Genomic DNA, 20,421 nt, shown 5'->3' with positions numbered 1-20,421 from the left:
TCTTGTTTGATGCGCGAGCGTCGCCTAATCTTCCGCCGCAGTCCCTCCGGCGAAACGAGGCCCTGGATGTCGCGACGCACCTTCGGAGCCGCGCTCGTCGCGGTCACCGCTCTCGTCTCGGTGGCCGCACCGGCGGCCGCCGCCGACCGGCCGGTCGTGACGCGCGCGGCGCTCGACCCTGCGCTGGTCGCGGGGCGCGGCGCCGCCGTCGGTTTCCTGGAGCAGGAAGCGGAGAACGCGCGCACCGACGGCGTCGTGATCGGCCCGGACCGCACGGCGTACACGCTGCCCTCGGAGGCGTCCGGGCGGCGGGCCGTCCGGCTGGCGCCGGGGCAGTACGTCGAGTTTACGCTGCCCGCCGCGGCGAACGCGATCACCGTCCGCTACAGCATTCCCGACGCCCCGCGCGGCGGCGGCGTCACCGCGCCCCTCGACGTCGCGGTGAACGGCGGCCACGGGCAGCGGATGACGCTGACTTCGCAGTATTCGTGGCTGTACAACCAGTACCCGTTCAGCAACGACCCGGACGCGGACCTGCTGCACCCGGACTGGTGGATCACCGAGTGCGGGTGCGTGCCGTCGGCGACCACGCCGGCGCCGGTGCTCGCGAAACCGTTCCGCCCCAGCCACTTCTACGACGAGCAGCGGCTCCTGCTCGGCCGGTCGTACCGGGCGGGGGACAAGGTGCGCCTGACTGCCTCGGCCGGTGCCGCGTGGACGGTCGTCGACCTGCTCGACTCCGAGCAGGTGGCACCGCCCCGCGTGGTTCCCTTCGCGGCCAACGCTTTGCTCTTCGGTGCCGACCCGACCGGCCGCCGCGACTCGGCCGACGCCCTCGACCGCGCCATCGCCTTCGCGCGCCGCGCCCACTTGAAGGTCTATCTGCCACCGGGCACTTACCAGGTCGACCGGCACGTCATCGTCGACGACGTCACGATCGAAGGTGCGGGCAGCTGGTACACGATCCTCAAGGGCCACGGCGTCGGCGTCTACGGCGAAGAGGCCGCCGCCGGGGGCAGCCGCAACGTCCACCTCTCCGGCTTCGCGGTCGAAGGCGACGTCCGGGAACGCGTCGACACCGACCAGGTCAACGCGATCGGCGGCGCGCTCAGTGAGTCCACTGTGGACTCGGTGTACCTGCACCACACGAAGGTCGGTCTCTGGTTCGACGGCCCGATGAGCCGCTTCCGGCTGACGAATTCCGTGATCGCCGACCAGATCGCCGACGGGCTGAACTTCCACACGGGAGTCACGGATTCGGTGGTGGCGAACAACTTCGTCCGCAACACCGGCGACGACGGGCTGGCGATGTGGTCGGAGAAGATCCAGGACGCGCGCAACGCGTTCGACCACAACACCGTCCAGACCCCGGTGCTGGCCAACGGGATCGCGCTCTACGGCGGCGTGGACAACACGGTCTCGGGCAACCTGGTGGCGGACCCGATCCGCGAGGGCAGCGCGATCCAGGTGGGCTCGCGGTTCGGCGCCGAGCCCTTCGGCGGGACGCTGCGGATCGCGGGCAACACGACCGTGCGGGCCGGGACGTTCGAGCTGAACTGGAAGATCGGGCTGGGCGCGATCTGGTTCTACGCGCTGGAAAAGGACATTGCCGCGGACGTCGAGGTGACCGGCGACCACTTCCTCGACAACACCTACAACGCGATCATGCTGGTCAGCGACTTCCCGGTGAAGGACAAGTACTCGATCACCGGGCTGGCGTTCGCGGACCTGCGGGTCGACGGCGCCGGGACGTCGGTGCTGAGCGCGCGGTCGGCGGGGTCGGCGTCGTTCCGGAACGTCGACGCGCGCAACGTCGGTGCGGTGGGGGTGAACAACTGCGGGTCTTTCAGCTTCCCGCCGACGGGCTCGGAGTTCTCGCTGACGGACCTCGGCGGCAACGACGGCGGCTGGCTGGCGCCGTGGCTCCTGCCGAACACGATCACCTGCGACGACCGCCCGCCGGTCGTGCCACCGCCGGCCCCGGCACGGTGGTGAGGTCCGGCAGCGGCGGGCGAGCGTGCACTAGGGTCGTCGACCGTGGCTGGTTGGCGCGGGGTGTTCGCGGGGTTCGGGAAGAGCAAGGCCTTTGCGGTGCTGGGGCGGGCGCTCGTGCCGGCCGACCGGGTGCTGCTGCGGGTCAGCGGCGGCCGGGTCGGCGTCGGCGCGGCGGTCGGATTGCGGACGTTGCTGCTCACCACCGTCGGCCGCCGCAGCGGTGAGCCGCGGCAGGTGCCGCTGCTGTACGTCGAGCGGGACGGCGGTTACGTCGTGATCGGCTCGAACTGGGGCGGCGAGGCCCACCCGGCGTGGTCGGCGAACCTCCTGGCGCACCCGGCGGCGACGGTCGCGGTGCACGGCCGGACCGTCGAAGTCACCGGGCGGCTCCTGACCGGTGACGAGCGCCAGGAGATGTGGGCCGCCGTCGCCGCGTACTGGCCCGCGTACGACCGGTACGCCGTGCGGGCCGAGCACCGCGAGATCCGCGTCTTCCTGCTGGAGCCGGTCAGTCGATGAGGTCGGTCTGCCGGATCCGGTACACCTGGAGCCGCAGGTTGTAGTACTTGTCGGTCTCGCCGACCCACTGCATGCCGAGCCGCTTGGCGACGGCGATCGCCCGCGTGTTGTTCGGCCGCGCGACCGCGAAGAGCTCTTCGGTGTCCTGGGTGAAGGCCCACTCGATGAGCGCGGTCGCCGCTTCGGACGCGTAACCCTGGCCCCAGACGCCGGGGCTGAGCTGCCAGGACAGTTCGAGGTCCTCTTCGAACGGCGGCAGCAACCGGATGCCGAGGCCGCCGATCACGGCACCGTCCTCTTTGCGCTCGATCGCCCAGCGGCCCCGCGGCGGCGGCAGGTTCGGCTGCGCCTCCTGCCAGGCGTGCAGCACCGCGCGCATCGCGCCGATGTCCCCGACGCGGTCCATGGCCGGGGTCAGCCAGTGCGTGACGTCCTCCGCGCCGTAGACGGCGAACGCGGCCTCGGCGTCGTCCACCGTCCAGTCCCGGATCACGAGCCGGTCGGTGTTCAGCGGGGTCTCCATACCAGGACGCTACGCCGGGAAGGCCGGGATTGTTCCCGCGGCAAAGTGCTCAGAAGGTGAACAGTTTGATGCCGATGATGTGGGCATGGAGCAAATCGAAGGTGTCGCGGTGGTGGAGGTCACGTCGGTGGCGGACTGGCGCGACTGGCTGGCCACGGCGTCGGTCCCGTCGGTGTGGCTGGTGATCCGGCGCAAGCACAGCCGGGTGCCGGGCGTCCTGGTGCACGAGGCGATGGAGCAGGCGCTGTGCTTCGGGTGGATCGACAGCAAGGCGCTCCGGTGCGACGCGGAGAGCACGTACCTCTGCTTCACGCCGCGGAAGCCGCGGAGCACGTGGAGCCGGGTGAACCGCGAGCGCGTGGAACGGCTGACGGCGGCGGGCTCGATGACGCCGACGGGGCAGGAGACGGTCGACCTGGCCCGGCGGACGGGGACCTGGGACGTGCTCGCCGAGGCCCAGGACGGTGTGGTGCCGCCGGACCTGCGCCGGGCGTTCGAGGGGGAGCGGGTGGCTTGGCGGTGCTTCGAAGGGTTTCCGCCTTCGTCGCGGCGGTTGATCCTGGAGTGGATCGCGCGGGCGAAGCGACCCGAGACGCGGCAACGGCGGATCGTGGAGACGGTGGAGCTGGCCAGGGAGAACCGCCGGGCCGCCCACCCGAAGGCGGCCTAGCAGCGAGCGCGAACCCGGCGCGCTGCCGGCCTGAGCGCGATGGCGAGCCGCACGCCCGAGCCCGGCGCGGCCGGAAACCGGCGGCCCGCTCGCCCCGACCGGCCTACAGTCGGGCGCGTGGACGAGATGCGCACCCTCCTCACCCGCGCCGCCGAGCTGGCCGCCGACTACCGCGCGAGCCTCCCGGAACGACCGGTCGCGACCGCCGCAACCCCCGCGGGCTTCGGCGGCCCGCTCCCGAAGGACCCGGCCCCACCGTCCGAAGTGCTCGAAGAGCTCGCCCGCGCCGCCGAACCCGGGCTCGTCGCCACCGCCGGGCCGCGGTTCTTCGGGTTCGTCTTCGGGGGCGCGCTTCCCGCCGCCACCGCGGCCGACGTCCTCGCCGCCGGGTGGGACCAGAACGCCTTCAACGCCGTCCTCTCGCCGGCCGCCGCGGCCGCGGAAGAGACCGCCGGGCGGTGGCTCAAGGACCTGCTCGGCATCCCCGCGACCGCGTCCGCCGGGTTCGTCACCGGCGGCCAGGCGGCGAACACCGTCGGGCTCGCGGCCGCGCGGCACCACGTTCTCGCCGAAGCCGGCTGGGACGTCGAGCGCGACGGGCTCGCCGGTGCGCCGCGCGTCCGGATCGTCGCGAGCGAAGAACGGCACGCCACCATCGACCGCGCGCTGCGGCTGCTCGGTTTCGGCACCAGCGCCGTCGAGCCGGTGGCCGCCGGGAGCCAGGGCGCCATCGATGTCGCCGCTCTGGAACGGACGCTCGCCGCCGGGAGCGGGCCCGCGATCGTCTGCCTCCAGGCGGGCAACGTCAACACGGGGGCCTGCGACGACCTGCGCGCCGCCTGCGAAGCCGCGCGCGCCCACCGGGCCTGGGTGCACGTCGACGGCGCCTTCGGGCTCTGGGCCGCGGCGAACCCGGCCACCGCCCCGCTGCTCGACGGCGTCGAGCTCGCCGACTCCTGGGCCTGCGACGGGCACAAGTGGCTCAACGTCCCCTACGACTCGGGGTTCGTCTTCTGCGCCCGGCCGGACGTCCACGCCGAAACGATCGCCTACCGCGCCGCGTACCTCGCCGGCGCCGGCGAACTCGCCGGCATGGGCGACCTGACCCTCGAATCCTCACGCCGCGCTCGGGGCTTCGCGGTCTGGGCGGCGCTGCGCGAACTGGGCCGCGACGGCGTCGCCGAGCTCATCGACCGCTGCTGCCGGCTCGCGCGCCGGTTCGCCGGGAAGCTCGCGGACGGCGGGGCCGCGATCGCCAACGACGTCGTGCTCAACCAGGTCCTGGTGTCCTTCGGGGAGGGAACCGATGACCTCGTCCGGCGGATCCAGGACGACGGCACGTGCTGGATCGGCGGCACCACCTGGCGCGGCCGCCGCTACCTGCGGATCTCGGTCTCCAACTGGTCGACGACCGAGGCCGACGTCGACCGCTCGGCCGCCGCGATCCTCCGCCTGGCCGGCCGCGTTCAGTAGCCTTCGCGCACCGAAAGGGAGTCCGTCCGCCAGCCGATCCGCTTCTCCTCGCCGGTCGGCCAGCTCGAGGAAAGCCGACGCCGGACGCTGCCGAGCGCGCCGAGTTCCGCGAGGTCCACGCGGGACCCCTGCGCCGCCAGCGACGTCACCTCGGTGGCCGTGATCGGGACGAAGTCGAAGTACTGCGCGTCCTCACCGCCCTTCCAGTCCACGAATTCCGTGAAGATCGCGGCGAACGCCTGGCCGCATTCCGGGCATTCGCGCAGCGAAACGCCGAAATGCGACCGCTGGACCAACCGGTGGGTTTCGCGCAGGCGGGTCGTGCAGAACGCCAGCGCGGTGAGGGCGTCGGCGCCCGAGCAGCGCGCGCAGCCGAACTCGGTCATCCGCCGATCATCGCACGCCGTGAATCCGCACCCGGCTGCGGGGGCACCGGGAAACCCTTTGACCCCAACGTTTGGCCCTGGTCCGCAGTGGTCTGGACCTGTTAGCCTCACCGGATCCGCACGGGCGGTTCGCCGAAGGAGATTTTCGTGCACCGTATGAAAAAGAGCATCGCCACTGTCGCGCTTGCACTGGCCGGTGCCGCCGTCATCGCTCCACCGGCCGAGGCCGGGCCGTCCCAGGGCAAGGTGATGGCCTACTTCGCCGACTGGGACGTCTACGCGCGCAACTACCACGTCAAGGACATCGAGACGTCCGGTTCGGCCGCGAAGCTGACCCACATCAACTACGCGTTCGGCAACGTCACGGGCGGCGGCTGCGCCGTCGGCGACCCGTGGGCCGACCACGACATGCCCTACGACGCCGCCACGAGCGTCAGCGGCCAGGCCGACAGCGGCACGCTGCACGGCAGCTTCAACCAGATCCTCGAGCTGAAGAAGCTGCACCCGAAGCTCAAGGTGCTGTGGTCCTTCGGCGGCTGGACCTGGTCGGCCGGCTTCCCCGAGGCCGCGAAGAACCCCGCCGCGTTCGCCGAGTCCTGCTACAACCTCGTCAACGACCCGCGCTGGGCGGGCGTCTTCGACGGCATCGACATCGACTGGGAGTACCCCAACGCCTGCGGCGACACCTGCGACACCAGCGGGCCCAAGGCGTTCACCGAACTGGTCAAGGCGCTGCGCGCGAAGTTCGGGCACCTGCAGCTCGTCACCGCCGCCATCACCGCGGACGGCTCGAAGAACGGCAAGATCGACGCCACCGACTACGGCAGCGCGAGCCGGTACCTCGACTGGTACAACGTGATGACCTACGACTACTTCGTCGCGGGCGGCAGCCCGGCCGGGCCCACCGCGCCGCACTCGCCGCTGCGGTCCTACCCGGGCCTCCCGCACGCCGGGTACTACGCCGACGCCGCCATCCAGAAGCTGCGCCACCAGGGCGTGCCGTCGTCGAAGATGCTGCTCGGCCTCGGTTTCTACGGCCGCGGCTGGGACGGCGTCACGCAGAAGCAGCCCGGCGGCACCGCCACCGGCCCGGCGCCGGGCACGTACGAAGCGGGCGTCGAGGACTACAAGGTCCTCAAGACGACGTGCCCGGCCAACGGCAAGGTCGCCGGTACGGCGTACGCGAAGTGCGGTTCGCAGTGGTGGAGCTACGACACGCCCGAGACGGCCTCGGCCAAGGCGGGCTACGCGAAGTCCCAAGGGCTCGGCGGGATGTTCGCCTGGGAGCTGTCCGGTGACACCGCGAACGCGGAACTGCTGCGGGCCATCGCGGGCCGCTGCTGAAAGCTGGAGGGCCCGGGCGCGAACGCGTCCGGGCCCTTCGTCCACTCAGGACGCTGTGCGGGAAGGGAATCCGTGCCGCCGGGCGCCGAGCACCACGGCCAGCACCGGCAGCAGGAGCACGAGCAGCGTCCAGGGGAACGATGAAGGCCCGGCGGCGTCGAGCAGGACGCCGCCGGCCACCCCGCCCGCGGCCATCGCCGCGTTCCACAGCGTGACGAGCATGGCCTGCGCGTTGTCCGCCGCCTCGCCGCCCGCGTTCCCCGCCGCCGTCTGGAGCAACGTCGGGACGCCGCCCCAGCCGAGTCCCCACAGCGCCACGGCGACGTAGACGAGCGCCGGGCTACCCGAGAACGTCGCCAGCACCGTGGCCGCCACGGCGACCAGGATCGTGCTGAGGACCGTCAGGGTGCGCAGGGCGCGGTCGATCAGCGCGCCGACGACCCCGATGCCCGCCATCGACGCGACGCCGAACACCAGCAGGACGACGTCGACGGCGCCGCCCAGCCCGGCGTGGGCCAGGAAGGTCGCGATGTAGGTGTAGAGCACGGTGTGCGCCAGGACGAACACGAGCGTCACGGCGAGCACCGGTGCCACGCCCGGCACGGTGAGCGTGCGCCGGACCGGGAACCGGCCGCCCGCCTGCCCGGGCTGGTCCGGGACCCGCGCGGCGATCCAGGCCAGCAGCACGGCCGCGATCGCCGACATGACGCCGAAAGCCCAGCGCCAGCCGAGCAGGTCGCCGAGGAACGTGCCCGCGGGAATGCCGAGCGACAGCGCCAGCGGGATGCCCGCCATCACGACCGCGATCGCTTTGCCCTGGCGGTCCGGGACGAGCCGGCGCGCGTACCCGGCGAGCAGCGCCCAGACCACGCCCGCGGCGATCCCGGCGACGAATCGCGCCACCATCGTCAGCGCGTAGTCCGCCGACAGCGTCGTCACGGTGTTGGCCACGGCGAACCCGGCGACGCCGGCGAGCAGCAAACGCTTGCGGGGCCAGGCCGCGGTGGCCGCGGCGAGCGGGATCGCGGTGAGCGCGGTGCCGAGCGCGTAGATCGTCACGGCCTGCCCGGCGGCGGCCGCGCCGACGCCGAGCCCGGCGCTCATCCCGGGCAGCACCCCGGCGGGCAGCGCCTCGGTGAGCACGGTGACGAACGCGGCGGTGGTCAACGCGAGGAGGGCCGGCGTCGCCGTCCGGCTGCGGGAGATCGTCATGCGGCTATGCTCGAACCTTCACATACGTGTGAAGGTCTACGTGAGGTGGCGCACATGCGGATCGGCGAGCTGGCGGAACGCACCGGCACCGCACGCCGGCTGCTCCGGTACTACGAGGAGCAGGGACTGATCATCGCTTCCCGCGGGGCGAACGGCTACCGGGATTACGACGAGCCGACGGTCGACCGGGTGATCCAGGTGCGCGGGCTGCTCGACGCCGGGTTGCCGACGCGGATCATCAAGCAGATCCTGCCGTGCCTGGACAAGCCGCGGGCGATCTATTTCCCGGACGCCACGCCGGAGATGCTGGCGACGCTGGAGGCGGAGCGCGACCGGATGGCACGGCGCGCGGAGTGCTTGCTGCGCAACCGGGACGCGATTTCCGGGTACCTCGACGCGGTCCGCGAGTACAACCGCGCTTAGCGCCGCGCGTCCTAGGTCCGGTGACCGCGGCCGGGCAAGCGCCCCAATGGGCTTTTTTCATCGTGGTTTGTACTGGTGAGAGCAGTCTGGCCGGGCTGGTTGGCTGGCCCGGCAAGGAAGTGACCCCGGGACCAGCGTGGTGCCCCTGACACAGGCGAAGCCCTCGGCAAGATCGAGATGTGAGTCAACAACCCGCCGAGGGCCTCGACCCCATTTCTTACCAGGTCACCCTCCCGCTCTCTCTCGTCGGAACCTCCAGATGGTCGCCGACCTGATCCGCACCCGACGGCGGCAGGTGCGGTCCCGGTGGCGCAAAGCCACCCCCGCGGAGCAGGCACTGGTGGTGCTGGCGGTGCTGCGCCACGACCAGTGACTGGCTGACATCGGCGGCGGTCAGGGGATCTCGGCCAGCACGGTGCGACGCTGGGTGCCGGAAGTCATCAGGTTGCTCGCCGCCCGCGCATCCCGGCTGGACCGGGTCCTGCGGCGGCTGTGCGCGCGAGGTGCGGCGGTGGTGCTGGTGGATGGGGTTGCGGGAGCGGCTGCACGAGCATGGTCTGTCCCCGGCCGGGGGCAAGGGGTTTCACGGCTGGCACAAAGACGTCCGCGAGACCCGGGACTGCGCGGGGTGCGGCGGGTCGTGTGAGCAGGTCGTGTTGACCCGTACGAGGCTGAGGCGAAACGGCCGTTGACCAAGGGACAGCAGCGGGCGAACGCGGATCCTCACCAAGCTCCGCTGCCACCCCCGCCACGCCACCACCTTGTTGCGTGCTCTGCTGGTACTGAGCCAGCACGAGCCACATTGGGGTGCTTGGGCCGACGTCAGCCGGCCGGTTCGAGGGCGAGGAAGCACGCCTCCACTTCCTTGAGCTGCGCGCCTTCCGGGTGCGCCCGGTACCGGGCGAGCGCGTCGTCGAGCACCCGGCGAGCGTCGTCCTCGCGGCCCACCAGGCGATAGCTGTCGCCGAGGGCCACCAGGAAGAACGCCGCGTGGCGCTCGTTGCCGATCGTCGTCAAGATGGCGACCGCCCGCTCCAGGTGGCCGACGGCCTCCGCCCAGTTTCCGCTGCGCAGGGCGACGAAACCCAAGTTGCCGATCGCGTGCGCTTCGCCGTCCGGGTCGCCGTACTCGCGGGCCACCTCGACGGCCCGGTCGAGCCAGTGGCGGGCGCCCGGCCAGTCGCTCCACTGCAGGTGGCAGAAGCCGACCAGGTCGAGGGCCCGGATGTAGAGGCGGGGTGCGTCGTCCGGCTCGATCAGCTCGAAGATGCGTTCGCACTGCTCGAGTTCGGCCCGGTAGTCCTGGGAGTGGTACTCCCACGCGCCGGCCAGGACGTAGTGCAGGTGCGCCTGCTGCAAGCGGTCGCCCGCGCGCTCGGCCAGCGCCAGCGCGCGCGGCAGGCCCTCGAGCGCCACTTCGGGGTGGCCCGCGAAAATGCCGGCGCTGGCGTGGATCCGGTACGCGATCAGCTGCGCGGTGACGTCGCCGAGCTGTTCGGCGGCCGCCAGTGCGAGGCGGCCCGCGGCCTCGCGCTCGCGCAGCTGTCCTTGGCGGGCGCGGAATTCGTTGAGCAGCCAGGCCAGCTGCCAGACCTGCGTGTGCCACCCCCGCGCCGCCGCCAGCTCGGTCGTGGCGGTCAGGCAGGCGTGCTCGGCGGCGAACCAGCGCACCGCCTCGGCCTGGCCGGTGAACCGCTGCGGCTCGACGCCGGGCAGCGGCGGCTCGATCGGGATCGGCGTCTGGAGCGGTTCGATCGCGAGGTGCCCGTGCCAGGACGTCTGGAGGTAGAAGTCGGTCACCCGCCGCAGCGCGGCCTCGCGGACGTCGGCGGGCAGCGCCCGTTCCGCCTCTTCGGACGCGTAGAGCCGGACCAGGTCGTGCATCCGGTAGTGGCCGCTCGCCGTGCGCGTCAGCAGGTGCGCGTTTTCCAACGCGCGCAGCACCGTCCGCGTCGCGGCGGGCGGCCGGCCGGCCAGCGCCGCCGCCGCGGGGAGGCCGAGGTCGGGCCCGGGTGCGGTGGCCAGCAGGCCGAACAACGCCGACGCCTCGGCCGTCAGGTGGCGCAGGGACCACGAGAACACCGTCCGCAGGCTCAACCCCGCTTCGCCCGCGTCCAGCCCGTCCAGCCGCGCCGCCTGGTCGCGCAGTTCCTCCGCCAGCAGCGACGGCGGCAGTTCCGGTGACGTCGCCGCGCGGGCCCCCACGATGCCCAGCGCCAGCGGCAGCCCGGCGCAGAGCCGGATCAGCTCGGCGGCCGTCGCGTCGTCGAGCCGGCCGGGACCGATCTGCCGGTCGAGCAGTTCCCGCGCCTCGCGCGCGGACAGCACGTCCAGCGGCACCGGCCGCGCCCCGTGCGCCGCGACCAGCCCGCCGAGCCGGTTCCGGCTGGTCACCAGCACGCGGCAGGTAGGACTGCCGGGCAGCAGCGGGGCAGCCTGCCCGCTGTCGGCGGCGTTGTCGAGCACGACCAGAACGCGCTTTCCCGCCAGCAGGCTGCGGTACAGCGCGAGCTGGGCGTCCGGGTCCGGCGGCACCGCGGCGCCGTCCACGCCCAGCGCGTGCAGGAACCCGCGCACCGCGACCGAAACCGGCATCGGCTCGGCGACCGGGTCGAAGCCGCGCAGGTTCACGTACAGCTGCCCGTCGGGGAATTCGGCGAGCTTCCCGGACGCCCAGTGCAGCGCCAGCCACGTCTTCCCGATCCCGCCCGCGCCGCCGATCGCCGAAATCACCACCGGGCCGGCGGTTTCCGCCGCCCGGTCGAGTTCCGCGAGCAGGCCGGCGCGGCCGACGAACGTCGCCGGGGCCGCCGGCAGCTGGTGCGGGACCGGCCGCCCCGCGGCGGCGCGCGGGCGCGAGTCACCGCGCAGGACCCGTTCGTGCACCTGCCGCAGCGCCGCGCCGGGGTCGGTGCCGAGCTCCTCGGCCAGCAGGCGGCGGATCCGGTCGTACTCGCGCAGGGCGTCGCCCTGGCGGCCGGCCCGGTGCAGTGCGAGCACCAGCAGGCCCCGCACGCGTTCGTCCAGCGGGTGGGCGTCGGCCAGCGCGGCCAGCTCGGGGACCAGTTCGCCGGGGCGGTCGCCGTCCAGCTCGAGGTCGGCGAGGTCCAGCCGCGCGCCGAGGCGGCGGCTCGCGAGGGCTTCCCGCTGGTTCACGAACCACGGCGTGTCGAGGCTGCCGAACGGTTCGCCGGTCCACAGGGCCAGGGCCCGGGTCAGCAGCGCGGCCTTCTCCCCGGCGTCGGCGGTCGCGCCGGCCTCACCGAGCAGGCGCCGGAAGACGTGCAGGTCGACCGCGTCGGGATCCGCCGAGAGCAGGTAGCCGCCGGAGCGCTGCGTGATGAGCGCTTCCCCGAGTGCCGTGCGCAGCCGGGAAACGTAGCTGTACAAGGCGTTGCGCGGCTGGGCGGGCAGCCGCTCGCCCCAGATCCGCGCGGCGAGGACGTCGGCGGGCACCACCTTGTTCAGGTCGGTCAGCAGCGCGATGAGCAGCCCCTGCAGGCGGGGCCGCCGGATCTCCACCGCCCGGTCGCCGGTGTGGACGTCGAGCTCGCCCAGCAGCCTGAACCGCACCGATGCCCCTCCCGTGCCCGCTCGGCCGCCCACTGTAACCGACCCCGGCAAGCGGCGGGCAAGGTTCGTGCAAGGCCCGTCGGGCACCGTGGAGCGAGTCGGTGGCGCCGGCACGAACCGTCGAGGGGGCGGTTCGTGTTCCCTGCCACGGCCGCGGGGCCGGATCGTCTTTCCCCGTGGTGGCCGGCTACTCCACCGGCCACCGTCGATCCGGCGGGGGGAACGGAGCGGGCCCGGGCACCCTCGAACCCCGGGTCCGTTCCGTCACCTCACCAGCGGCGCGACGGGTCGATCACGTGGACGGCGGCCTCTTCGGCCGAGGCCGCGCCGCCGTCGATGCCCGCGTCCGACGCGTACAGCTCTTCGTCGGCGTCCTCGCCGGCGCCTTCGTCCGTGGCGACCAGCCGGCCCGCGCGGACGTCGCCGACCTCGTCGTCCACGAGCTCGCCGTCGGTGTCGTCGCTGTCGCCGAGGCCGTCGCCGTCCTCGTCCGACGACAGGTCCGGTACTTCACGCGCCAGCCGCGCTTCCCAGCTCTCGCCTTCCGCCGTCTCGCGGGCGGTGGTGCCCCAGCCTTCGGTCGCCTGCGCGCGTTCCGGCGGGGAGTAGCCCTCGGCCAGTTCGTCGCGGTCGTCCAAGGTGTCCTCGGGGTCGAGGATGCCGTCGTCGGCGCGGTCTTCGGAGTCGTCCATGCCGTCCATCCTCGCGCAACTCCTTGGCCGCGCCGAGCCTGGGTGATATCACCGTGCGAGCCGCCGCACGGGCGGCACTGGTGGGAAAGGTGATCCCCATGCCGATGAGACGCAGGGTGCTGGCCGCGGGGCTGGCCGGGGTGTTCGGTACCGCGCTGACCGGGCGGACGGCGCAGGCGGCGACCCCGCCGGTGCGCCTCGACCAGCTGAACCTGGTCAGCCTCTCGCACGTCAACGACCCGGCGACGACCAACGTCTTCCCCGGCGACCCGGCCTTCGAGCTGGAAACCATCGCCACGATCCCCGACGACGGCTACTACCTGCAGTTCGTCCGCGAAGGCGAGCACACCGGCACGCACTGGGGCGCGCCCGGCCACTTCACCACCGGCGAGCCGCTGGCCGACGACATGGACCCCGGGGATCTGTTCCGGCCCGCCGTCAAGATCGACGTAAGAGCGAAGGCGGCACACAACCCGGACTACGCGGTGACGATCGACGACCTCAAGGCGTGGGAGCGGCGCAACGGCCGCATCCCCGACGAGAGCGTCGTGGTGCTGTGGACCGGCTGGGACGCCAAGTGGGGCACCCCGGCCTACCCGAACACCGGCGCGGACGGCGCGCTGCACCAGCCGGGCTTCTCGATCCCCGCGGTCCGCTGGCTGATCGACACCGGACGGCTGGGCCGCCGCGGCGGCACCGGCACCGACACGTTCAGCCCGGACGTCGGCACCGACGAGACGTACACGGTGTCGAAGCTGGTCTACCGGCGGCACCGGATCAGCCTGGAGATCCTGGCCAACCTGAAAGCGCTGCCCACGACGGGGGCGTGGGTACTGGCGGGCGGCCCGATCAACCGCCGGGGCGCGGGCTCGACGGCGACGATCTTCGGGGTGCTGCCGCCGGGGGTGTCGGCGGGCTAGCCGGGATTCCCGGGACCGGACGTCATGAAAGAGTCGTTCATCGCGTCTGGCGAGGTGAAAGGGTCTTTCATGACGTGTCGGCGGAGAGCCGGACATCTTCAGCCCGCGGTGAGCGGGGCGGCCGAGAGCCGTAGCGAGGACAGCGGGGCCGGGTGGCCGAACCGGTAGCCCTGGGCGGTGGGGCAGCCCGCCCGGGTGACCAGTTCGGCCTGCTCGGCCGTCTCGATGCCCTCCGCGACCACCGCCACGTCGAGGTCGCGGCACAGCGCGACCAGCGAGCGGCACAGCGCCGCGTCGCGCTCGGGCTGGATGCCGGTCGTCAGCGCGCGGTCCAGCTTGATCTGGTCGACCGGCAGTGCGTGCAGCACGGTCAGCGAGCTGTACCCGGCCCCGAAGTCGTCGAGCGCCACCCGGACGCCGAGGGCCTGCAGGCGGCGGATCGCGGCGGCGCCGGCGGCGAGGTCCGGGACCGGGACCGTCTCGGTGATCTCCACGATGAGCCGCTCCGCGGGCAGGCCGTAGCGGGCGAGGCTCGCCGCGACGCTCTGCTCCAGCGCCTCGGCGCCGAGGCGGCTGGCGCACACGTTGACGTGCACCGTCAGGTCGACGCCGGCCGCGGTGATCTCGCGGCAGGCCAGGTCCAGCACCAGCGCGTCCAGTTCCGCGCCCATCCCGGCGCCTTCGGCGGCGCGGACGAACGTTTCGGGCGAGACCGACGTCCCGTCGTGCGTGGTCCACCGGGCCAGCGCCTCGACCGCCACCGGGGTCGCGTCCGGCAGCCGGACGATCGGCTGGAACACCAGGCCGAAGCCCGCCGGGATGCCGCCGTCCGCGCGGCGCAGGGCCGAGGGGAAGTCGGGCGGGCCGTCTTCGGAGGGGCGGTACACCACCGTGGTGTCCTTGCCGAGCCGCTTGCCCGCGTACATCGACGTGTCGGCGCGGCCGAGCAGCACGTCCGACGTGATCAGCGGTTCGGCCGGGTCCGGCACTACCAGGCCCATGCTCGCCCGGACCGGGACCAGCGTGCCGTGCACCGCGAACGGCCGCCGCAGCACGCCCTGGATCCGGTCGGCGACGGCCTGCGGCGCGTCCACCTCACCCTCCAGGAGGATCGCGAACTCGTCGCCGCCGAGCCGCGCCACCGTGTCGCCCGCGCGCACGCAGCTCAGCAGCCGCTGGGCGACCGCGTGCAGCAGGACGTCGCCGCCCGCGTGGCCGAAGCGGTCGTTGACCTCCTTGAAGTCGTCGAGGTCGACGAAGATCAGCACCAGCGGCCGCGGCCCGCTCTCGACGGCGCGGTCCAGCCGGTCGGCGAACAGCGCGCGGTTGGCCAGCCCGGTCAGCGGGTCGTGGTAGGCCTGGTGGGTCAGCTGCTGCTGGCCTTCGTACACACGGCGCAGCAGCAACCGGTTGTCCAGCAGGGAAAGCAGCTGCCGGGCGAGCACGAGGAACACCACGAGCACGCCGACGTAGACCTCGACGGCGTCCGGGCCCGCACCGGCCACCACCTGCACGGTGATCAGCAGCGCGACCGCGGTGACCGGCACGTACGGCAGCGCCAGCTGCCACCAGTCGATCCCGACCGGCTGGTTCGCGTCGTCGCGCCGCCGGCTGCCCGGCGTGGCCAGCAGCGCGTACGCGATGAACAGCGGGCCGAGCACGAACCCGCCGTCCGACCACGGCTTCATGCTTTCCGCGCCGATGCTGACCAGGTAGGCGAACACGCTGTCGGACGCGGCGAGCGCGACGATCCCGACCGCGGCCAGCAGCAGGTTCGCGCGGTAGGGCCGGTCCACCCGGTCGAACACGACCAGCAGCACCGCGACGACCACGATCACCAGGTCCGACAGCGGGTAGGAGATCGCGACCGCCCAGGTCAGCTTGTCCGGCGCGGTGGCGCGGACCAGCTGGGCGAGCGCCGCGGTCCAGGTGAGGATGAACAGCGAGCCGGTGACGATCAGGCCGTCGAGCACCAGCGCGACGCCGAAGTGCGCCGTCCACTGCGCGGGCTGCCAGCGTTCGCGGTCCGGCCGGACCCGCGCCCTGGCCAGCACGAACAGGGCGGCGAGCGCGAACACCGGGAAGCTCAGGTAGCCGACGTCGGCCAGCGACGGCGACGGCAGCCCGCGCCCGTCGATCAGCTGGTACCAGGACCAGACGCACTGCCCGAGCGACCAGCCGGCCATGCCGATCGCGACCAGGACCCGCCACCAGCGCTGGTGCCCGCGGAACCGGCGGGCGACGACGACGCCGCAGCCGACCGCGGTCAGCCCGGCGCCGAGCTGCATGGCGTCGTCGATCCACAACGCGAAGGCGTCGCCCCAGAACGCGAACCCGTTGACCACGACCACGACCGCCGTGACGACGACGAGCAGGATCGCGACCGGGTACCGCCGCACTGTCATCGCACCTCACGTGGGGTCACGCCTGCCGGTCGGACCGGGAAACACTACACCGCGCGTGACCGGGTACAAGCGCACCGCACCGGGCGCTCAGGCGATGTCACGCCGGTGCAGCAGCCACCCGCCGAGGACGCCGAAACCGACGACGTACGCGGCCAGCACGACGGCGGCCTGCCCGGACCCGACGATCGGCTCGACCCCCGGCGCGCTCGCCCCGAACGCGGCGGCCAGCGCGCCCGCGTTCGGCCCCGGCAGCCCCTTCTGCAGCTGCGCGACCCAGTCCAGCAGCGGCGCGGCGATCGACGCCAGGAGGTTCTGCACGGCCAGCAGCCAGACCAGGCCGAGCCCGATCGGCAGCGCGACCGAGCGCAGGCCGATCGCGAGCAGCACGCCGAGGGCGCCCCACATCGTCGTGACCAGCCAGCCGGCGCCGAGGCCGCGGACGACGTCGAAGACCGGCGGCCAGGTCAGCGGCTGGTCCCGCAGCGCCGCGACGAGCGCGCTCGCGCCCGCCGTCGCCGCGAACAGCGCGAGCACGACGGCCAGCGCGGCGAGCGCGACGGTGACCAGCTTCGCGCCGTAGACCGCGATCCGCGACGGGTGCTGCACCAGCACCGTTTTCCACGTGCCGTAGCCGTACTCGCTGCCGGCGACCAGCACGCCGAAGATCAGCGCGAGGGCCCCGACGAAGATCGGCAGCCCGCCCAGCGCACTGCCGAGGAAGGCGTCCGGCAGCATCGCCGCCAGCCCGCGGTTCGAGCCGGGTGGCCCGGACGTGGCCCCGCTCAGCCCGGCGTACGGGACGGCGTAGCCGAAGGTCAGGCTCAGCACGACGGCGACGGCCAGCAGCAGCCAGCTCGCCGGGCGGCGGGTCTGCTTGAGCAGCTCGGCGCGGATGTCAAGCAGCATCGGGGGTGCCTCCGGTCAGGGCGAGGAAGGTCTGTTCCAGGTCGGGTTCGTGCCAGCGCAGCTCGCTGACGACGCAGCCGGCGCCGACGAGCCCGGCGTTCACGCGGCCGGCTTCGCCCGCGTCCACGTCGAGCTCGAGCGCCCGGCCGTCGGCACGGACGTGGCCGTAACGCCGCCGCAGGTGGTCGCGGGCCTGCTCGAGGGGTTCGGCGACGACGCGCAGCGCGCCGCCCGCCCGCAGGTCCGCGACGGTGGTCTCGATGACGAGCCGCCCGTGGTCGAGCACGCCGACGCGGTCGCAGATCTGCTCGACCTCGGCCAGCAGGTGGCTGGACAGCAGCACGGTGCAGCCGTCCGCGGCGAGCTTGCGCAGGGTGACCCGCATGTCGGCCATGCCGGCCGGGTCGAGGCCGTTGGTCGGCTCGTCCAGGACGATCAGCTCGGGGTCCTTCAGCAGCGCCGCGGCGAGGCCGAGCCGCTGCTTCATGCCGAGCGAGTACGTCGAGTACCGGTCCTTGGCGCGGTCGGTGAGGCTGACGACGTCGAGCACGGCGTCGACGCGGGTCCGCCGCACCCCGGCGTGGTCGGCGAGGATCCGCAGGTTCGCCCGGCCGGACAGGTACGGGTAGAACGCGGGGCCTTCGATGAGCGCGCCGACGCGGGTGAGGCTGCCCGGGCCGGGCGCGGCGCCGAGCACCCGGACGCTCCCCGAGGTCGGCCGGATCAGGCCGAGCAGCATCCGCAGCGTCGTCGTCTTGCCGGCGCCGTTGGGGCCGAGGAAGCCGTACACCTCACCGGCGGGCACCGAGAGGTTCAGGTCCTCGACGGCGGCGGCCGGTCCGTAGCGCTTGGTCAGCGCGGTCGTTTCCACGGGCTGGGTCACGGGACTCCTTCCGGACGCGGCCCCACGGCTTGAAGACCGCGAGGACGCTGGCGAACAGCAACAGGCAGGGGGCGACGACGACGGGGTAGAGCAGTCCCTCGGGCCGCTCGGTGGCCTGGTCGACGCCGGAGCGCAGCGCGAAGAGGATCAGCAGCGCCATCAGGACGTTGATCGAGAGCTTGACGGCCACCCACCAGTAGCGGACCAGGCCGTACTTCGAGCCGAGGCCGAGCACGGCGCCCGTGCCGAGGGCGAGGAGCGCGGCGGTCAGCATCGGCCACACGGCGAACAGCTTGAGCGCCTGGAGAGCGGTGGCGCTGACGGCGGCGTCGCCGGTGAGCAGCGCGGTGCAGACCAGGATGCCCAGCACGGCGTCGATCCCGATCCACGCGCCGGCCGAGACGATGTGCCCCACCAGCCACCACTTCCGGGCCCGGGCCTTGAGCGTCATGGTGCCTCCTTTTCGACGCCTCCCATCCTCGGGACCGGGGTCCCCGGGGGCGTCCGCCGTGGTACGGCTCTTGCGGCTACGCCGGGGTGCGTACGCGGGTACGTTCGGTGTCGTGGTGATCCGCATCCGGGGCTACGCCTTGCCGCACGGCGAGTACGCCGACCTCTACGCCGACGGCGACCACTGGACCACCGACCCGGTCCCGGGCGCGACCCTCGTGGGCGAGGGCTGGCTCGTGCCGGGTCTGGTCGACGCGCACACGCACCCCGGCGCGACCGAGCCGGGACAGCCGATGGACGACGGGGTGCTGCGGGCGCAGCTGCACCAGCACGTCGACGCCGGCGTCACGCTGATCCGCTCGCCGGGCCTGCCGGGCGAGCCACCGCCGTGGTTCGGCGAGGACCCGGACGTGCCGCGCGCCCGGCACGCGGGGCCGTGGCTGGCCCAGCACGGCCAGTTCTTCGACGGCTGGGGCCGCCGCGCGGACCACGCCGAGCTGCCCGCACTGGCGGCGGCGCAGGCCGCGCGGACCGGCTGGGCGAAGATCATCGCGGACTGGCGCGTCGGCGACTCCGCGGTCCCGGCCGACGTGCTGACGGCGGTCGTTCGCGAGGTCCACGCGGTCGGCGGGCGGGTGGCGGTGCACAGCCAGCACCCGGAAGGCGGCACGGCGGCGGTCGCGGCGGGCGTCGATTCGCTGGAGCACGGCATGTGCCTCGACCCGGACCTGCTGGCGCGGATGGCTTCGCGGGGAACGGCGCTGACGCCGACGTTGTCGGCCGTCAACGCCGGGCTGGCGCGCCGGGAACAGGCCCCGGACAGTCCACAGCGGACTTGGTACCTCAGCGGCGCGCGCGTCCACGCGTCGCTGACGGCGGCCGCGGCCGAAGCCGGGGTGCGGGTGCTGGCGGGCACGGATTCCCTGCCGCACGGCGGGATCCTGGCGGAGATCCGCGCGCTGGCGGCCGCGGGCGTCCGGCCGCACGACGCGCTGGCGGCGGCGTCGTGGAGCGCGCGCGAATACCTGGGGTTGCGCGGTCTGGAGCCGGGTGCGCCCGCCGATGCCGTGGTCTACGACCGGGACCCGCGGGCGGACCTCGACCTGCTGGCCACCCCGGTGGCGGTCGTGCTGCGGGGCAAGTGCGTGCGGCGCCGCTGACGCCGGTGTCACAACCCGGCCCCGGAGCTCGTCAAGGGGTCATGACCACTGCGATCGTGCACGAGCGGCGGCAGCTGACCGGCCTCGCCTACCGGCTGCTCGGCTCGCTCGCCGACGCCGAAGACGTCGTCCAGGAAGCCTTCGGGCGGTGGTACGCGCTGTCCGCACCGCAGCGCGAAGCGATCGAGTCCCCGGGCGCGTGGCTGACGACCGTCGCCGGCCGCATCTGCCTCGACCTGCTCGGGTCGGCGCGGGTCCGGCGGGAGCGGTACGTCGGCGAGTGGCTGCCCGAGCCGGTGCCCGAAGACCCGCTCGGGGATCCCGCCGACCGCGTCGCGCTGGCCGAGTCGGTCACCGTGGCGTTCCTCGTCGTGCTGGACGCGATGACGCCGGCCGAGCGGGTGGCGTTCGTCCTGCACGACGTGTTCGGCTACCCGTTCGCCGAGGTCGCGGCGGTCCTCGACCGGTCGGCGGCCGCGTGCCGCCAGCTCGCCTCGACCGCGCGGCGGCGGGTGCGGCCGGCTCCGCCGCCGTCGCGGGGGAGTGCCGCGGTCGTGCGGGCCTTCAAGGAGGCTTGGGAGGCCAAGGACATCGACGGCCTGCTCGGCCTCCTCGACCCCGAAGCCACCGTGACGGCCGACGGCGGGGGCCTGGCCGCCGCGGTGCCGCACCCGGTCGAGGGCGGCGAGCGGGTCGCGCGCTACGCCGTTGGCCTCGCGACCCGCGTGTCCGGGATGACGCTCACCGAGACCGCGGTCAACGGCCGGCCGGGGCTGGTCGCCCGCCAGGAGGGCGTGGTCGTGGCCGTCATCGCGTTCGACGTCGCCGGGGACGCGATCCGGCGCGTGTGGGCGGTGCGGAACCCCGAGAAGCTCCGCCGCTGGTAG

18 protein-coding genes are annotated in these 20,421 nt (G+C 73.3%); 9 read left to right on the top strand and 9 right to left on the bottom strand.

Translation table 11 applies throughout. From position 1 onward, the window contains the following. Window positions 1–66: 66 nt before the first annotated feature. Complete coding sequence (locus ACLJQM_RS15900; protein ID WP_410631844.1) at window positions 67–1,995, top strand: glycosyl hydrolase family 28-related protein; 1,929 nt, start codon at window positions 67–69, stop codon at window positions 1,993–1,995. Window positions 1,996–2,037: 42 nt separating this feature from the next. Continuing rightward, complete coding sequence (locus ACLJQM_RS15895; RefSeq protein ID WP_410631842.1) at window positions 2,038–2,514, top strand: nitroreductase family deazaflavin-dependent oxidoreductase; 477 nt, start codon at window positions 2,038–2,040, stop codon at window positions 2,512–2,514. On the opposite strand, the gene ACLJQM_RS15890 is transcribed toward ACLJQM_RS15895, so the two are convergent. Then, window positions 2,504–3,037 (bottom strand): GNAT family N-acetyltransferase, encoded by a 534-nt coding sequence (locus ACLJQM_RS15890; RefSeq protein WP_247019581.1) that lies wholly within the window; start codon window positions 3,035–3,037, stop codon window positions 2,504–2,506. The genes ACLJQM_RS15895 and ACLJQM_RS15890 overlap by 11 nt on opposite strands. Window positions 3,038–3,122: 85 nt before the next feature. Between ACLJQM_RS15890 and ACLJQM_RS15885 the strand changes: the two genes are divergently transcribed. Together ACLJQM_RS15885 and ACLJQM_RS15880 are read left to right on the top strand one after the other, a co-directional pair. Next, window positions 3,123–3,707, top strand: coding sequence for a YdeI/OmpD-associated family protein (locus tag ACLJQM_RS15885; protein ID WP_410631841.1), 585 nt, complete (start codon window positions 3,123–3,125; stop codon window positions 3,705–3,707). A gap of 126 nt (window positions 3,708–3,833) precedes the next feature. Further along, window positions 3,834–5,180, top strand: a complete 1,347-nt coding sequence (locus tag ACLJQM_RS15880) for a pyridoxal phosphate-dependent decarboxylase family protein (RefSeq protein WP_410632180.1) — start codon at window positions 3,834–3,836, stop codon at window positions 5,178–5,180. Here ACLJQM_RS15880 and ACLJQM_RS15875 read toward each other — a convergent pair. Next, complete coding sequence (locus tag ACLJQM_RS15875; protein WP_247019585.1) at window positions 5,174–5,566, bottom strand: hypothetical protein; 393 nt, start codon at window positions 5,564–5,566, stop codon at window positions 5,174–5,176. The genes ACLJQM_RS15880 and ACLJQM_RS15875 overlap by 7 nt on opposite strands. Window positions 5,567–5,713: 147 nt before the next feature. Here ACLJQM_RS15875 and ACLJQM_RS15870 point away from each other — a divergent pair, with 147 nt between their 5' ends. Then, window positions 5,714–6,910: a glycoside hydrolase family 18 protein gene (locus tag ACLJQM_RS15870; protein WP_410631840.1), complete on the top strand. Its 1,197-nt coding sequence runs from the start codon at window positions 5,714–5,716 to the stop codon at window positions 6,908–6,910. Between the two features lie 45 nt (window positions 6,911–6,955). Here ACLJQM_RS15870 and ACLJQM_RS15865 read toward each other — a convergent pair whose 3' ends face one another. After that, window positions 6,956–8,122: an MFS transporter gene (locus ACLJQM_RS15865; protein WP_410631839.1), complete on the bottom strand. Its 1,167-nt coding sequence runs from the start codon at window positions 8,120–8,122 to the stop codon at window positions 6,956–6,958. A gap of 54 nt (window positions 8,123–8,176) precedes the next feature. Between ACLJQM_RS15865 and ACLJQM_RS15860 the strand changes: the two genes are divergently transcribed. Then, on the top strand, window positions 8,177–8,545 hold the full coding sequence (locus ACLJQM_RS15860; protein ID WP_410631838.1) for a MerR family transcriptional regulator: 369 nt from the start codon (window positions 8,177–8,179) through the stop codon (window positions 8,543–8,545). Window positions 8,546–9,367: 822 nt separating this feature from the next. Here ACLJQM_RS15860 and ACLJQM_RS15855 read toward each other — a convergent pair. Both ACLJQM_RS15855 and ACLJQM_RS15850 read right to left on the bottom strand, forming a co-directional pair. Beyond that, on the bottom strand, window positions 9,368–12,118 hold the full coding sequence (locus ACLJQM_RS15855) for a BTAD domain-containing putative transcriptional regulator (protein ID WP_410631837.1): 2,751 nt from the start codon (window positions 12,116–12,118) through the stop codon (window positions 9,368–9,370). Between the two features lie 269 nt (window positions 12,119–12,387). Continuing rightward, window positions 12,388–12,810 (bottom strand): DUF5709 domain-containing protein, encoded by a 423-nt coding sequence (locus ACLJQM_RS15850; protein ID WP_396126675.1) that lies wholly within the window; start codon window positions 12,808–12,810, stop codon window positions 12,388–12,390. Window positions 12,811–12,908: 98 nt separating this feature from the next. On the opposite strand from ACLJQM_RS15850, the gene ACLJQM_RS15845 reads away from it, so the two are divergent. Then, entirely contained in the window at window positions 12,909–13,730 is an 822-nt protein-coding gene (locus ACLJQM_RS15845) for a cyclase family protein (RefSeq protein WP_410631836.1), read from the top strand. A 98-nt stretch (window positions 13,731–13,828) separates the two neighbouring features. Here the strand turns inward: ACLJQM_RS15845 and ACLJQM_RS15840 are convergent, their stop codons facing one another. The 4 genes from ACLJQM_RS15840 to ACLJQM_RS15825 all read right to left on the bottom strand — a co-directional run bounded on the left by ACLJQM_RS15840 (window position 13,829) and on the right by ACLJQM_RS15825 (window position 18,375). Continuing rightward, complete coding sequence (locus tag ACLJQM_RS15840) at window positions 13,829–16,135, bottom strand: putative bifunctional diguanylate cyclase/phosphodiesterase (protein WP_360766100.1); 2,307 nt, start codon at window positions 16,133–16,135, stop codon at window positions 13,829–13,831. 87 nt (window positions 16,136–16,222) lie between these two features. Then, window positions 16,223–17,041: an ABC transporter permease gene (locus ACLJQM_RS15835; protein WP_410631835.1), complete on the bottom strand. Its 819-nt coding sequence runs from the start codon at window positions 17,039–17,041 to the stop codon at window positions 16,223–16,225. Next, window positions 17,031–17,924 carry an ABC transporter ATP-binding protein gene (locus ACLJQM_RS15830; RefSeq protein WP_247019604.1) on the bottom strand — a complete coding sequence of 298 codons (894 nt, stop codon included), beginning with the start codon at window positions 17,922–17,924 and terminating at the stop codon, window positions 17,031–17,033. Before ACLJQM_RS15830 ends, ACLJQM_RS15835 begins: the two co-directional genes overlap by 11 nt. Next, window positions 17,833–18,375, bottom strand: coding sequence for a hypothetical protein (locus ACLJQM_RS15825; RefSeq protein ID WP_247019605.1), 543 nt, complete (start codon window positions 18,373–18,375; stop codon window positions 17,833–17,835). The genes ACLJQM_RS15830 and ACLJQM_RS15825 overlap by 92 nt, the downstream gene beginning before the upstream one ends. Before the next feature lie 112 nt (window positions 18,376–18,487). Between ACLJQM_RS15825 and ACLJQM_RS15820 the strand changes: the two genes are divergently transcribed. Beyond that, on the top strand, window positions 18,488–19,534 hold the full coding sequence (locus ACLJQM_RS15820; RefSeq protein WP_410631834.1) for an amidohydrolase family protein: 1,047 nt from the start codon (window positions 18,488–18,490) through the stop codon (window positions 19,532–19,534). A 41-nt stretch (window positions 19,535–19,575) separates the two neighbouring features. Beyond that, window positions 19,576–20,421 carry an RNA polymerase sigma factor SigJ gene (gene sigJ, locus ACLJQM_RS15815; RefSeq protein WP_410631833.1) on the top strand — a complete coding sequence of 282 codons (846 nt, stop codon included), beginning with the start codon at window positions 19,576–19,578 and terminating at the stop codon, window positions 20,419–20,421.

This window comes from Amycolatopsis sp. cmx-4-83, from assembly GCF_046548815.1.
GTDB lineage: Bacteria > Actinomycetota > Actinomycetes > Mycobacteriales > Pseudonocardiaceae > Amycolatopsis > Amycolatopsis pretoriensis_A.
This window is presented reverse-complemented; position numbering and strand designations above follow the sequence as displayed.